Here is a 14,293-nt window from a genome sequence, read left to right on the forward strand (position 1 = left end):
TTCTTGCCAGGCAGGGCGCGCGCCGTCGCGCCTGGTGCCGTAGCGGATTCCAATTCTGTAAACCGCGGTGGTCGACACAGTAAATTAGTTCAGGGACATGTGTCTATAGCTTCTGTCGCAGATGGCTCCACTTTCGCCGGTACGGCGAAAAGTCGCCTCAGAGCTGCCGGTCGACGGCCTCGGCCGCGAGCGCGGTGAGCACCGGGAGCGCCTCCGCCGAGACCGGGGCGTCCGCCAACGCACCCAACGCCGCGTCCGTGCGCACCTTGATCATCTGCTCGATCCGGCTGAGCGCGCCGGTGTCGATGATGACCTGCCGCAGCTCGGCGGCGCCGTCGGGATCGAGGTCCGGGTTGCCGAACAGCTCCTTCAGGCGGCGCTGCTGCTCCCGGTCGGCACTGCCCCGGGCCAGCGCCATCATCACGGTCGGCTTGCCCTCACGCAGGTCGTCGAGGATCGACTTGCCGGTCACGGCCGGGTCGCCGAACACGCCGAGCACGTCGTCGCGGAGCTGGAACGCGTCGCCGAGCGGGTCGCCGAACGCGGCCAGGGCCGCGAGGGCCTCCTGGCCGGCGCCGGCCAGCGCGGCACCGATCTGCAGCGGGCGGGTCACCGTGTAGCGGGCGGCCTTCATCCGGATCACGGTCAGGGCGCTGGCCACCGAGCCGTCGCCGACGCCGGAGACCAGGTCCAGGTACTGACCGGCGATCACCTCGGTGCGCATGATGGCGAACACGCCGTACCCCTGGTGCACCTGCTCGGGAGTGAGGCCGCACTCGTGGAACATCTGGTCGGCCCAGGCCGCGCAGAGGTCACCGCAGAGCAGCGCGGTGTTGCGCCCGTACGAGGCCGGGTCGCCGCGCCAGGACGAGCGGGTGTGCAGGTCCGCGAAGAGCCGGTGCACCGACGGCTCGCCGCGCCGGCGGTCGCTGCCGTCCATGATGTCGTCGTGGATCAGGGCGAACGCGTGGAAGAGCTCCAGCGCCGCCGCGGCCGCGATGATCGGTGCGCCGTCGACACCGCCGGCCGAACGCCAGCCCCAGTAGCAGAACAGCGGCCGGAGCCGCTTGCCGCCGGCGAGCACGAAGCGGTGCAGCGTCGTGAAGACGCCACGCGGTGCGCCGTCGGGCCAGTCCGGATCCTGGCGTTCCAGGAAAGCGGCCAGCTCGGCGTCGAACCGCGCGCGCAGCTCCGCGGCGTCCATGGGGCGGACGTCGACCGTCATCACTCCTCCTCGGCGGCCCGGAGGCCGACTTCAGTCGTTCGCCGGCCCGGGGCCGGCCGTGGCGTTGGCCGAGGTCAGTCCGGCCAGCCGCAGCAACAGGTCTTTCACTTCGGTCGCGGCGAACCGTTCCCGCGCCGCGGCGGGGTCGGTGCAGAGGAGCACCGGCGCGTCGGCGGCGTCCGCCGGCAGCCGGCCGTGCGAGCCGCGGACCGCCCGCGCGCCCGCGTCGAGCCCGACGACGCTCATCAGGTAGCGCATGCCGAGCTTCTTGCGGGCCAACGCGACCGCCGCGCGGCCCTTGGCCTTCCCCGGGTTCTCCGGGTCGAAGAACAGCTCCGCCGGGTCGTACCCCGGCTTGCGGTGGATCTCCACCAGCCGCGCGAAGTCGGGCGCGCGGCTGTCGTCGAGCCAGTAGTAGTAGGTGAACCAGGCGTCCGGCTCGGCCACGAGCACGAGCTCGCCGGCCCGCTCGTGGTCGAGGCCGGCGGCCGCCTTGCCGTCGGCGTCGAGCACCTCGGCCACCCCGGACAGGCCTTCACACAGCTTGCGTACGGCGGGCAGGTCGGTCTTGTCCTTCACGTACACGTGCGCCACCTGGTGGTCGGCGACCGCGAACGCCTTCGAGGTCCACGGGTCCAGGTATTCCATGCCGTCCTGGGTGTAGACGTGCAGCAGCCCTTCGGACCGCAGCAGCCGGTTGACGTCGACCGGGCGGGACACGTCGGTGATGCCGTACTCGGACAGGACCACGACCGTGGCGCCGCGCCGGTCGGCGGCGTCCAGCAGCGGGCCGATCTCGGCGTCGAGGGCCGAGGCCGCCGCGGCCGCCTGCGGTGCGCCCGGGCCGAACCGCTGCAGGTCGTAGTCCAGGTGCGGCAGGTAGACCAGCGTCAGGTCGGGCAGGTGCGTGGCCAGCAACTGCTCGGCGGCCCGGCGGATCCAGCGCGAGCTCGCGATGCCGGCGTTCGGGCCCCAGTAGGTGAACAGCGGGAAGTCGCCGAGCGTCGCGGTGAGCTCGTCGTGCAGCTCCGGCGGATCCGTGTAGCAGTCGGGCTCCTTGCGCCCGTCGGCGTAGTAGATCGGCCGGGGCGTGACCGTCCAGTCGACGTCGGCGCCCATGGCGTACCACCAGCAGACGTTGGCCACCGTGTAGCCGGGGTGGGTGCGGCGGGCCGCCTGCCAGACCTTCTCGCCGCCCATCAGCGCGTGGTGCTGCCGCCAGAGGAACACCTCGCCGAGGTCGCGGAAGTACCAGCCGTTGCCGACGATGCCGTGCCCGGACGGCGGCTCGCCGGTCAGGAACGTGGCCTGGGCCGAGCAGGTGACGGCGGGCAGCACGGTGCCGAGCTCGGCCTGGAAGCCGCGCTCGGCGACCCCGCGCAGGCGCGGCATCCGTTCGAGCAGCCGCGGCGTCAGCCCCACGACGTTGATGACGACCAGTGGCGTCGGACTCATGCGGCGACCTCGCTTCGGTGCTCGGAGAGACCCAGGCCCACCAGGGTGTCCCGGGCGAAGGCCAGCTCGGCGGCGATGCCATCGGCCAGCGCCGCGTCGCCCTCCGGCCGGCGGGCGGGGGGCAGCACACCCCAGGTGTACGTCTCGACGTCGAGGTGGTCGCAGAGGGCCTTCTCGCCGCCGACCAGCTCACCGAGGGCCGCCTTCAGCACCGGCACGGTCGAGGTCAGCGGCGGGACGGGCTCGGCGTGCAGGGGCACGTGGTAGTGCACCCGCCAGGCGCCGCCCGACAGGCCCCGGTCGAGTGCCTCGTCGAGGTCGTCGGCCGCGTTCGCCGGGTCGGCGGGGTCGGCGGCCGTGGCCGTGGTGGCACAGCGGGTCTGGTGCAGGAAGCGGGGCTCCACGTACTCCCGCAGCGTGTCGGCGGCGGCGACCGGGTCGGCCGCCTCCAACGCGGCGGAGACCTGCACCTTGACCACCGGGATCCCGGCTTCGCGGAGCCGGCCCACCGCCTCGGCCGGCTCCTCCCAGGCACAGGCCAGGTGGGCCAGGTCGAGGCAGACGCCGATCCGGTCGGTGTCGATCGGGGCCAGGTGGCGCACCGCCTGCTCGGTCGACTCGACCACGCAGCCCGGCTCCGGCTCGAACGCCACCCGGACCGCGCGCCCGGTCTCCCAGGCCATCCGGGCCAGGCCGGTGGCCAGCCGTTCCAGCACGCGCTCGGCGGCGCCCGACTGCCCCTGGTCCCAGGGCTCGCGCCAGGCGAACGGCAGGGTGGAGATGGAGCCCCGGGTGGCGTCGTCGGGCATCAGGTCGAGCAGCACCCGGGCCAGGTCCAGGGTGTATTCCAGGCGCTCCGGCGTCGTCCAGTCCGGGTGGTAGACGGCCTGCTTGACGACCGGGGCATGGAACGACTGGTACGGGAAGCCGTTGAGCGTCACGACCTCCAGGCCGCGGGCGTCCAGCTCGGCCCGGAGCTGGCGCCGCAGGCGGGCCCGGCCGGCCAGCTCGGCGGCGACCGGCGCGGGCAGCCACAGCCCGAGGCCGAGCAGATCGGCGCCGAGCCGCTCGCGCACCTTGACCGCGTACGTGTCGAGCTGCGCGACGATGCCCGCGAAGTCCTCCGCCGGGTGCACGTTCGTGCAGTAGCTGAGATGGACGGTCTGACCGTCACGGTGGCGCAGCCGCATCAGCTGCCCCCGCGCAGGATCGAGTTGCCCTCGAACGACGCGCCGGGCGCGATGTCGTCCAGGTCGAGCTTGCCGGACTGCCCGTAGAAGGCCACCGGGTTGCGCCAGAACACGAGGTCGACGTCGTCGTCGCTGAACCCGCTGGCCAGCATCAGGTCGGCCGTCTCGCGGGTCAGCAGCGGGTCCGACTTGCCCCAGTCGGCGGCGGAGTTGACCAGTACCCGCTCCGTGCCGAACTGCTTGAGGATCTCCACCATCCGCGGCGGCGACATCTTGGTGTCGGGGTAGATGGAGAAGCCCGCCCAGCTGCCGGAGTCCTTGACGGCCGCGACGGTCACCTCGTTGAGGTGGTCGACGACCACCCGGCCGGGCTCGATGCCGGACTCGGCGACCACCTTGATGGTGCGCTCGGTGCCGCGCGCCTTGTCCCGGTGCGGGGTGTGCACCAGCGCCGGAAGCTCGTGCTCGATGGCCAGGGCGAGCTGCGCCGCGAACGCGTGGTCCTCCTCGGCCGTCATCGAGTCGTAGCCGATCTCGCCGACCGCGACGACGCCGTCCTTCTCGAGGTAGCGGGGCAGCACGTCGAGGACGCCGGCGCAGCGCGGGTCGTTGGCCTCTTTCGGGTTGAGGGCGATGGTGGCGTGGTGGCGGATGCCGAACTGGCCTGCCCGGAACGGCTCCCAGCCGACGAGCGAGTCGAAGTAGTCGGTGAACGAGGCGACCGAGGTGCGCGGCTGGCCGAGCCAGAACGCCGGCTCGACCAGCGCCCGCACGCCGGCGGCGGCCATCCGCTCGTAGTCGTCGGTCGTACGCGAGGTCATGTGGATGTGGGGGTCGAAGATTCGCATCACGCCTCTTTCCGCAGTGCGGTGCCGGCCAACCGGTGCAGCAGCCCGGTGGCGTCGGCCGCCATCGGCCGCCCGGCGGCGGCCCGTTCCTCCGCCAGCCCGGCGAGCATCACCCGCAGCTCCTCGTCGGCCCGCTCGTCGAGCCGGTCCACGATGGACAGCGGGAGACCCATGAACACGCACTTGAGCACCGCCTGGCGCCAGGTCGCGGCGTCCAGGTGCGCGGCGTAGGCGCCGAGCGCGGCGCCGACCAGGCGGGTGTCGTTGGTGCGGATCGCGTCGTGCAGCAGGGGCACGCCCGCGTCGCCGATCGGCAGCAACGGCAGCGCGCGCAGCACGGCCCGTTTCTCGCTGGCGTCGCCGTAGCGGTAGAGCCGGTCCACCTCGACGGCGACCCGGTCGGCCGGCAGCGCGGCCAGCAGCAGGGCGCGGGCCGCCTCGTCGGCGGTCCAGCCATCTTTGATGGGCCCGCGCCCGCAGGCGCGGGCCGCTCGTGGGAACAGCCGGGCGATCGCACCCGGGTCTGCCCACACCTGGCGCATCGCCTCGTCGACCCAGTCGACCGCGGACGGGTCCAGTGCGGCGCGCAACTCTTCGGGTTTCATCGCGTCTCCTCTCGCGCGTGGGCGGCGTTGCGGAGGAAGTCGATCGAGCGCGCGGCGACGTCCGGGGCCGCGTGCGAGTGCCGGGGCAGCTCGACCGCGACGAGACCGGTGTAGCCGGCGTCGTCCAGGGCGCGCAGCACCGGGGGGAAGTCGATTTCCCCTTCGCCGAACTCGAGATGTTCGTGCGTACCCCGGCGCATGTCGTCGATCTGTACGTTGACCAGGTGGTCGGCGACCGCGGCGACGCAGTCCGGCACCGGGTCGGGCTCCAGGCAGCGGCAGTGTCCGATGTCGAGGGTGATGCCGAACGCGGCGGGAGCGCCGAGCGCGGCGTGCAGCCGGCGCCAGCCGGCGATGTCCTCCACGAACATGCCCGGTTCGGGCTCGAAGCCGAGCGTGACACCCCGTTCCTCGGCCGTCTTCACGGTGGCCGCGCAGCCGTCGACGAGCCGTTGCCAGGCCGTCTCCGGGTCGACCCCGGGTGGCCGGATGCCGCTCCAGAACGAGACCGCCTCGGCGCCCAGGTCGGCACCGATGGCGATGGCCCGCCGCAGGAACTCGAGCCGGAGCTCCGGCTCGTCGTGCAGCAGCGTCGGCGCGTGCTTGTGCCAGGGGTCGAGCAGGTAGCGGGCGCCGGTCTCGATCATCACGCCGAGGCCGAGGTCGGCCAGGCGGCGGGCGACGGCGTCGGTGCGGGCGGCCAGACCCGGCGCGAACGGGTCGAGGTGGTCGTGGTCGAGGGTGAGGGCGACGCCCGCATACCCGAGGTCGGCGATCACCGCGAGGGCGTCGTCGAGCCGGTGGTTGGCGAAGCCGTTGGTGCCGTAGCCGAACCTCATGTCGCGGCCACCCTCCGGGTCAGCGCCCGGGCCAGCGGGGCGGCGGCGGCCACCAGCGCACCCGGTGCCGGAGCACCCGCTCCGGCGGCGAGCGCGCCCTGCAGGGCCGGCAGCGAGGTGATGCCGGCGCCGACGGCCGCGCGGACCACCGGTGCCGACGGGTCGGCCACGGCCCGGACCTGGGCGGCGCCGTAGCGGGCCGCGTACCAGGCGGCCAGCGCCGCCGGAACCAGTGCCCGCCACCCTCTTTGCCGGCCCGGCCTGGTCGCGGCGGCGGCCACCGCCGCCGTGCCGGCCAGGGTGACGACCGGGAGCAGCGGGTCGGCGCCGGAGACCTCGCGGCGGGACAGCTCGGTGACGGTGTACGTGTGCGCGGCGACCACCAGGGCCGCCGGTATTGCGCGGGCGGTCCGGCCACCGGTGGCGCCGAGCAGCACGTCCAGCCCTCGGCAGGCGGCCATCACGGCCGGTCCGGCGGCGGTGTTCTTGGCTTTGACGTCGTACGCCCAGACCGCGGCGGCGAGCGGGACCGCGACCGTGAGCGCCCGCCGTCCGCCGGCGGCCCGGGCGACGGCGAGGCTCGCCGCGGTCAGTCCGGCCGCGACCGCGAACGCGTGGCTTGGCGCGATGCGGCCGCTGGGAATCGGTCGCTCCGGGCGTTCCTTGGCGTCGAGGTCGCGGTCGGCCCAGTCGTTGGCGGCCATGCCGGCCCAGTAGAGCAGCACCGAGGAGCCGGCCAGGGCGGGCGTGCGGGCGCCGAGCGCGCCCGCCGCCGCCGCGCCGGCCACCACGTCGCCGGGCACGGACAGCCCGGCGGGTGCCCGGACCAGCTCCGCGTAATCCTTTACGGTCGGCATCAGCGCAGGCCGGCGACGAAGGTGCGCAGCAGGTCCCACTGCTCGCTCAGGCCGTGCGGCACGTCGCCGATCGGGTCCTTGAAGAAGAAGGCCAGCTCGGTCAGGGGTCCCTGCCGGCCGGCCCGGTGTGCGGCGCTGGTCAGCCGGGCCAGGTCGAGGATCAGCGGCGCGGCCAGCGCGGAGTCGCAGCCGTGCCAGGAGAACTCCATCCGCATCCGGACGCCGAGGAAGCCCGCGAAGCTGACCAGGTCCCAGGCGGTCTTGAAGTCGCCCAGGTCGTCGACGTACTCGATGCGGGTGTTGCCTTCGGGCTCGTAGCCGAGGGTCTCCGCGAGCACCCGCTGCTTGCTGGCGGACTTCGCGGCGTTGGGCCCGGGCGCGGCCAGGTTGGCGCCGTCGCCCCCGCCGAGCAGGTTGAGGCCGCTCCAGCTGCGCACGTTCAGGTTGCGCTGGGCGAACATGGGCGCGAGGACGGACTTGACCAGCGTCTCGCCGGTCTTGCCGTCATGGCCGCCGTAGGGCAGGCCCTGCTCGCGGGCCAGCGCGTCCAGGGCCGGCAGCCGGGCACCGGTGGACGGAGTGAAGTCCACGTAGGACGCACCAGCGGTGAACGCCGCGTACGCGGCCAGCGAGCTGCCCGGCAGCGGCGAACCGCCGGCGGCGAGCTCGGTGCGGAGCAGGTCGAGGTCGCCGTGCGCGGGTCGCGGCTCAGGCAACGACTCGGTGGTGGAGACGTTGAGGACGACGACCCGCTCCAGGCCCAGCCGCTCGCGGAACCCGGTGATGTCGGCGGCCAGTGCGGCCGCCGTCTCGGCCTGGGTCCCACCGGCGGGTACGGTCCGCAGGTTCTCCTCGACGGCGGTCAGGTCCTCGGCGACGGCGGCGACCAGCCGGGGCGGCACGACACCCGCCTCGCCGAGGGTCTCCGCCTTCTTGGCCAGGCATGTGGTGACGACGTCGTGGCCGCCGAACACCAGATCGGCGATCGGTGGCAGCGCTGATCCGCGCAGATCCGGGTGCTCGGTCACGCACCCGGTCGGCTCGGCGAGCCCGGCGCGCAGCGCCAAGGCCCCGACCATGCTGGTGGTCGCGACGGATCCGCGCGCGCCTACCAACCAGACACCCGTTTTCATGGTGTCCCCTCCTGCTCGCTGAACTGGTGCTCTGTTCCCCCGTGGTTCTTTGCGGCCGGCGCTAGCCGGTCGCTGGCATGGGCCCCGCCCGCCCGAACCGCCCTCGGGATGGCACCCCGGAAACGGCGTCGGAGTCGGCGGCAACGACGCCGGACCCGGACCCGGGCCGGATCGGGCGGACGGGGCTTGGTAGGCAGGGCCGGTCGGCGTCGCGGCCCTGCCTCCCCCGCGTCATGCCGGGGTCAAAGGTGTGGCGGCCGCGGAACACCAGCGGCAGCGCCGGGAGGAAGAAGGAAGGGTGGATGTGGCGGACGGCTCATAGTGCCCTCCGGGGTCATGGGGCGGGCGCCTGAGGCACCGGCTCGTGGGCGCGAACGGGTGTGACGCGGAGAGTGCCTGACCCCTGGCGAGATGCCTGCTTCGCCAAGGTTGTTGCCTGTGTCGTCGTGGAGTGCGGTGCGGACCTGTGCGGGTGGTGCCGTGCGGGTGGTGCCTTGCGGGTGGTGCCTTGCGGGTGGTGCCGGTCGGCGTCCGGTGCGACCGGGAATCCCGGTCCGGTCGCACCGGACGACCGGATACCTCCGGACGACCCGTCCCGCCGCGGGGCGCAACCGCGGCGGGACCCTCGCGGGTCGGCCCGAGGGGTCGGGCGACTATTCGGCGAGTGCCGGTTCGACGTCGGTCCAGACCGTGCCCTGGTCCGCCGAGCGCGCCACCGCGTCCAGCACGAGCTGGACCTGGAGGGCGTCGAGGAACGAGGGCGCCGGGTCGGTGCCGGTGGCGATGGCCTCGATGAAGTCGCGCATCTCGTGGGTGAAGGAGTGCTCGTAGCCGATGATGTGGCCGGGCGGCCACCAGGCGGCCATGTACGGGTGGTCGGCCTCGGTGATCAGGATCCGGTTGAAGCCCTGTTCTGCGGTGGGTGCCGCGGAGTCGTAGAACTCCAGCTCGTTGAGCCGCTCCAGGTCGAAGACCAGCGAGCCGAGCGACCCGTTGATCTCGACCCGGAGGCCGTTCTTGCGCCCGATCGCGAAGCGGCTCGCCTCGTACGTGGCGATGGCGCCGCCGTCGAGCCGGGCCAGGAACAGCGCGGCGTCGTCGACCGTGACCTGGCCGGTGGCCTCCGCCGCCTCGCCGGACGAGGCGGCCAGGCCGCTCGACTCGGCCGGCAGCGGACGCTCCTTGACGAACGTCTCGGTCAGCGCGCTGACCCCGGTGATCTTCTGGCCGGTGACGTACTGGGTCAGGTCGATGATGTGCGCCCCGATGTCACCGAGGGCACCGGAGCCCGCCTTGTCCTTCTGGAGTCGCCAGACCAGCGGGAACTGCGGGTCGACGATCCAGTCCTGCAGATAGACCGCGCGGACGTGGCGGATCACTCCGATCCGGCCGGACGCGATGAGCTGTCTCATCATCGCGACGGCCGGAACGCGGCGGTAGTTGAACCCGCACATCGACCGGATGCCGCTGGCTTGCGCCTTGGCCGCCGCGGCGACCATGGCGCGGGCTTCGTCGACCGAGTTCGCCAGCGGCTTCTCGCACAGTACGTGCTTGCCTGCCGCCAGCGCCGCGATCGCGATCTCGGCGTGGCTGTCGCCTGGCGTGCACACGTCGACCACGTCGATGTCGTCGCGTTCGATGACCTCGCGCCAGTCGGTCGTGTACGCGTCCCAGCCGAGCTTCGCGGCCGCACCGGCGACCTTCGACTCGTCACGGCCGCAGATCAGGGCCATACGGGCCTGCGTCGACAGGTCGAACGCCGAGTTCACGGTGCGCCACGCGGTGGAGTGCGCGGCGCCCATGAACGCGTAGCCGACCATGCCGACCCGCAGCTCGTGGTCCTTACGGGAACGTGAATCAGTGGACAAGGTGGGTCTCCCCCTTTAGCTGAACCCGAGCGGGAGGTAGGTGCTCGCGTTCTCCTTGGTAATCGTCTCCGAGGCCAGGATGATCTCCTTCGGCACCTGGAGCTCGACCAGGTCGGACATGCCCTTGCCCTGCGCGATGAGGCGAGCGAGCGAGATGGCCGAGGAGGCCATCGACGGGCTGTACGTGACGGTGCACTTCAGGACCGAGTTGTCGGCCTGGATGGCCTCGATCGCGGCCTTGGAGCCGGCCCCGCCGACCATCAGAAACTCTTTGCGGTTGGCCTGGTTGGCGGCGGCCAGGACACCGATGCCCTGGTCGTCGTCGTGGTTCCAGAGCGCGTCCATCTTCGGCAGCGCCTGGAGGAGCTGGCTCATCTCGGCCTGACCGGTGTCGACCGTGAAGCCCGCCGCCCGCCGGTTGGCGACCGTCAGGCCGGCCGCGGCCAGCGCGGCCTTGAAGCCGGCCGAACGCTCCTGGGTCAGCTCCAGGTTGTCGATACCGGCGATCTCGCCGATGATCGGGTTGCTGACGCCCTTGGCCTTCATCTGCTCGGCGATGTAGTTGCCGGCCGCGACGCCCATGCCGTAGTTGTCGCCCTTGATCTGCAGGCGGTAGGCGAGCGCGTCGGGGAAGGCGCGGTCGAGGTTGACGACCGGGATGCCGGCCTTCATCGCCTCGAGGCCGAACGCGTTGAGCTCCTTGCCGTCGTGCGGCAGCAGGACGATGACGTCCGGCTTCTGGGAGATCATCGTCGACAACGCGGAGCGCTGCGCGGCGGCGTCCGCACCGGCCTCGACCGTCGTGAAGGTGACATCCGAGTACTCGGCGGCCTGTGCCTTGGCGTTGCTGGTGATAGCCGCGATCCAGCCGTGGTCGGCCGCGGGTGCGGAGAAACCGATGGTGACCTTCTTGCCGGGCGCCGTGTTGGCGTTCGGCGAGGCGTTGTTGCCACCCTGCGTCTGCGTGTTGGTGTTGTCGTCGCCGCTGTCGTTGCTCGTGCAAGCGGCGAGGAGAGCACCGGCGCCGAGCGCGGCGCCGCCGAGCAGGAACCGCCGGCGGACCGGGTCGTGCTGGGTCATTGACGACCTCCTGGATTCTCTACTTGCGGGGGTATCGAGGGTGTGTGGAGCCAAGCGATCGTCCGGATCGGACGACCACCATGGATCAGGTGCGTCGCTGTCAGCTAGCTGCGGTTATCCGGTTCCGTTTGAAGAACTGGCTCAGGGAGTTGAAGCGGAACTGCTGGATGAGCACGGCGGCCACGATGATGCCGCCCTTGACCATGTTCTGGACCTCGGTCGACAAGGCGTTGAGGGTGAACAGGTTGGTGATGGTGGAGAAGATGACGACGCCGAGCAGCGAGCCGACGATGGTGCCTCGGCCGCCGCTGAGCAACGTGCCACCGATGATCACGGCGGCGATCGCGTCGAGCTCGTAGTTGGTGGCCATCGCCGCCTGCGCCGACGTGCCGATCGACGTCAGCATCACGGCGCCGATGCCGCAGCAGAGCCCGGCGAGTGCGTACAACATCATGGTGTGCAGTCGGACGTTGATGCCGGCCAGGCGGGCGGCCTCGACGTTGCCGCCGATCGCGACCGTGCGCCGGCCGAACGTCGTGCGGTTGAGCAGGATCCAGCCCAGGACCACGACGACGGCGAGGATCCAGACCAGGATCGGCACGCCGAGGAAGTCCTCCGCGGCGATGGCGTTGATCGTCCGGTTGTCGGTCTGCTGGGTCTGCTTGTTGGAGATCTGGGCGGCCAGACCCCGGGCGGCCACCAGCATCGCCAGCGTGGCGATGAAGGGCACCAGGCGCCCGTACGAGATCAGGAAGCCGTTGATCAATCCGACCACGACGCCGACCACCAGCGCCGTGAGGATCATGAAGAACGTGCCCATCTCCTGGGTGGCCACCGTCGTGGACCAGACGCCCGCGAGAGCGATGATGGCGCCGACCGAGAGGTCGATGCCGCCACCGATGATCACGAAGGTCATGCCGACCGCGACCACACCCACCGTCGCGCCGAGCTTGAGGATCGCCCAGACGTTGGTGATCCACCAGCCCTCGCGACCGTAGAGCTCGGGCTGCGTGATGATGCCGATCAGGATCAGACCGGCCAGCACGCCGATCAGGCCGAGGTTGCGCCGGGTCGCCTCGCCGGCGTCGCTGTGCCACCAGCCGTTGCTGCCACCGCCGCCGCCCTTCTCCTCCGGGCCGCCGCCCAGAGCCTCCTTGACGGCCGGCGCCGTCTGAGCGGGAAGCCCGGTCATCGCTGGTCTCCGCTCGTTGCGCTGACGGTCATGCTGGCGCACCTTCCATCAAGGACCCCGCCATGACGAGGTCGAGCACAGTCTCTTCGTCGAGCTCCTCGGCGCGGGCGTGGCGGACCATCCGGCCCTCGCGCATGACCAGCACCCGGTCGCTGAGGCCGAGGACCTCCGGAACTTCGCTGGAAACCAGCAGCACCCCGACGCCCTGCGCCGCGAGTGCGTGGATCACCTGGTACAACTCGGCCCGGGCGCCGACGTCGACGCCGCGGGTGGGTTCGTCGAGCAGCAGCAGGTCGGTGTCGCCGAGCAGCCAGCGCCCGACCACCACCTTCTGCTGGTTGCCGCCGGAGAGGGTGCGCACCGGCCGGCGTACGTCGCGCGGGCGTAGCTCGAGCTGGTCGGCGACCTTCATCGCCTCTTCCCGTTCCTTGCCCGTGTCAGTGAAGCCGAACTTCGCAATCTTGCTGAACGTCGAAAGCGTCATGTTGCGGTAGATCGGCTCGCCGAGCAGCAGCGCCTGTGCCTTGCGCTCCTCGGGCGCCATCCCCAGGCCGGCGCGCACGGCGGCACCGACCGCACCGGGCCGCAACGCCTTGCCCTTGACGTAGATCCGGCCCTGCTCGGGCTGCCGCGCGCCGAAGATGGTCTCCAGCAGCTCGGACCGGCCGGAACCGACCAGCCCGGCGATGCCGACGATCTCGCCCTTGCCGACCGTCAGCGAGATGTCGTCGAACTCGCCGGCGCGGCCGAGGCCTTCGACGCGGAGGAGCTCTTCCGGCTCCGTCGGAGCGTTGACGCGCGTGGGGAAGACGTACTCGATGCTCCGTCCGGTCATCCGGCTCACCAGGTCGCGGGTCGGTGTCGTGCGCGCCGGCAGGCTGGCGGCGGTGGTCCGGCCGTCCTTGAGAACCGTGACCCGGTCACCGATCTCGCGAATCTCCTCGAGCCGGTGCGAGATGTAGATGACGGCGATGCCCTGCGCGGTGAGCTCCCGGATGATCCGGAAGAGGTTCTCGACCTCGTCGTGCGCGAGCACGGCACTCGGCTCGTCCATGATGATCAGTCGAGCCTCGTGCGACAGCGCGCGGGCCATGCTGACCACCTGCTTACCGGCGGCGGGCAGCGTACGCACCATCCTGTTCGGCGCGATCTCGCCATGCCCGAGCCGGGTCAGGATCTCCCGCGTACGGCGGTTGATGGTGCCGCGCTTCACGAAACCGGCGACCTTGGGCTCGTGGCCGAGGAACGCGTTCTCCCCGATCGAGAGGTCGTCGACGAGGTCGAGCTCCTGATAGATGGTCGCGATGCCGGCCTTGTTGGCAGCCTGCGGGTTGGCGAACCGAACCTGCTCCCCGAGCCACTCGACCACACCGGAGTCAGGCTGGTGGGCCCCGGAGAGCACCTTGATCAGCGTCGACTTCCCGGCGCCGTTCTGGCCGAGCAGGCAGTGCACCTCACCCGCCCGGACCTCGAGCTGCACACCGTCGAGCGCCCGCACACCGGGGAAGGTCTTGACCACGTCGGTCAGACGCAGGACAACGGGACGCTCGGCACCGTCGTCGACCACACCGCCGCCACCTTGTACGGGCGTCGCCGCCGAACCCACCTCGTCGCCGTCGACCGTGTCGCCGGGGGCGTCTTCAACGTCGGCTGGGGCGGCACTGTCCACTTCGTCCGGTGCGGCGTGCCGCGCCTGCGGGATGCTGACGCTGCCGGGCTGCTCCGCGCTCGCGCTCGGCTCGCCCGCCGCGTCCGGGGCTGGGGTTTCGTTGCTGGGGTTGGCCGTGGATCGGGCTCGCGAGGTGGTGGTGCGCGGGGAGCGCGCGGCGCGCTTGCGGGGAGGCGTGGTTGCCGCGGCGGTGCCGGCTTCGCCTGTCTCCACCGACGCGCCGTCCGCCGTGGTGGCGGCTGCCGTGGGCTCCGCCGCCGACGTTTCGGTGGCTGAGGTGTCGACCGGCTCGGGAGTCGTGCCGTTCGGGGTCGGTTTCCGGTTGCCGGTGG

12 protein-coding genes are annotated in these 14,293 nt (G+C 71.9%); all 12 read right to left on the reverse strand.

Annotated features, from left to right (window positions below; all coding sequences use genetic code 11):
- Positions 1-157 precede the first annotated feature (157 nt).
- On the reverse strand, positions 158-1,225 hold the full coding sequence (locus tag CHC05_RS14980) for a polyprenyl synthetase family protein (RefSeq protein WP_089249062.1): 1,068 nt from the start codon (positions 1,223-1,225) through the stop codon (positions 158-160).
- Positions 1,226-1,255: 30 nt separating this feature from the next.
- Positions 1,256-2,680, reverse strand: a complete 1,425-nt coding sequence (locus tag CHC05_RS14985; RefSeq protein WP_089249064.1) for an alkaline phosphatase family protein — start codon at positions 2,678-2,680, stop codon at positions 1,256-1,258.
- The gene (gene eboE, locus CHC05_RS14990) at positions 2,677-3,870 is read right to left on the reverse strand and encodes a metabolite traffic protein EboE (RefSeq protein ID WP_089249066.1); all 1,194 of its coding nucleotides are present in this window, start codon (positions 3,868-3,870) and stop codon (positions 2,677-2,679) included. Before eboE ends, CHC05_RS14985 begins: the two co-directional genes overlap by 4 nt.
- Positions 3,870-4,718 carry a TatD family hydrolase gene (locus CHC05_RS14995; RefSeq protein WP_089249068.1) on the reverse strand — a complete coding sequence of 283 codons (849 nt, stop codon included), beginning with the start codon at positions 4,716-4,718 and terminating at the stop codon, positions 3,870-3,872. The genes eboE and CHC05_RS14995 overlap by 1 nt, the downstream gene beginning before the upstream one ends.
- Positions 4,718-5,323, reverse strand: a complete 606-nt coding sequence (locus tag CHC05_RS15000; RefSeq protein ID WP_089249070.1) for an EboA domain-containing protein — start codon at positions 5,321-5,323, stop codon at positions 4,718-4,720. Before CHC05_RS15000 ends, CHC05_RS14995 begins: the two co-directional genes overlap by 1 nt.
- Positions 5,320-6,162: a sugar phosphate isomerase/epimerase family protein gene (locus CHC05_RS15005; protein WP_089249072.1), complete on the reverse strand. Its 843-nt coding sequence runs from the start codon at positions 6,160-6,162 to the stop codon at positions 5,320-5,322. The genes CHC05_RS15000 and CHC05_RS15005 overlap by 4 nt, the downstream gene beginning before the upstream one ends.
- On the reverse strand, positions 6,159-7,019 hold the full coding sequence (locus CHC05_RS15010) for an SCO3242 family prenyltransferase (RefSeq protein ID WP_089249074.1): 861 nt from the start codon (positions 7,017-7,019) through the stop codon (positions 6,159-6,161). Before CHC05_RS15010 ends, CHC05_RS15005 begins: the two co-directional genes overlap by 4 nt.
- Positions 7,019-8,152 carry an inositol-3-phosphate synthase gene (locus tag CHC05_RS15015; RefSeq protein WP_089249076.1) on the reverse strand — a complete coding sequence of 378 codons (1,134 nt, stop codon included), beginning with the start codon at positions 8,150-8,152 and terminating at the stop codon, positions 7,019-7,021. Before CHC05_RS15015 ends, CHC05_RS15010 begins: the two co-directional genes overlap by 1 nt.
- Positions 8,153-8,805: 653 nt before the next feature.
- Positions 8,806-9,972, reverse strand: a complete 1,167-nt coding sequence (locus CHC05_RS15020) for a Gfo/Idh/MocA family protein (RefSeq protein ID WP_089249078.1) — start codon at positions 9,970-9,972, stop codon at positions 8,806-8,808.
- Positions 9,973-10,035: 63 nt separating this feature from the next.
- On the reverse strand, positions 10,036-11,100 hold the full coding sequence (locus CHC05_RS15025) for a substrate-binding domain-containing protein (RefSeq protein ID WP_089249080.1): 1,065 nt from the start codon (positions 11,098-11,100) through the stop codon (positions 10,036-10,038).
- A gap of 100 nt (positions 11,101-11,200) precedes the next feature.
- Positions 11,201-12,292 carry an ABC transporter permease gene (locus tag CHC05_RS15030; protein ID WP_089249082.1) on the reverse strand — a complete coding sequence of 364 codons (1,092 nt, stop codon included), beginning with the start codon at positions 12,290-12,292 and terminating at the stop codon, positions 11,201-11,203.
- A gap of 28 nt (positions 12,293-12,320) precedes the next feature.
- Complete coding sequence (locus tag CHC05_RS15035; protein WP_089249540.1) at positions 12,321-13,859, reverse strand: sugar ABC transporter ATP-binding protein; 1,539 nt, start codon at positions 13,857-13,859, stop codon at positions 12,321-12,323.
- Positions 13,860-14,293 lie beyond the last annotated feature (434 nt).

It is taken from the genome of Asanoa hainanensis (assembly GCF_900188485.1).
Taxonomy (GTDB): Bacteria; Actinomycetota; Actinomycetes; order Mycobacteriales; family Micromonosporaceae; genus Asanoa; species Asanoa hainanensis.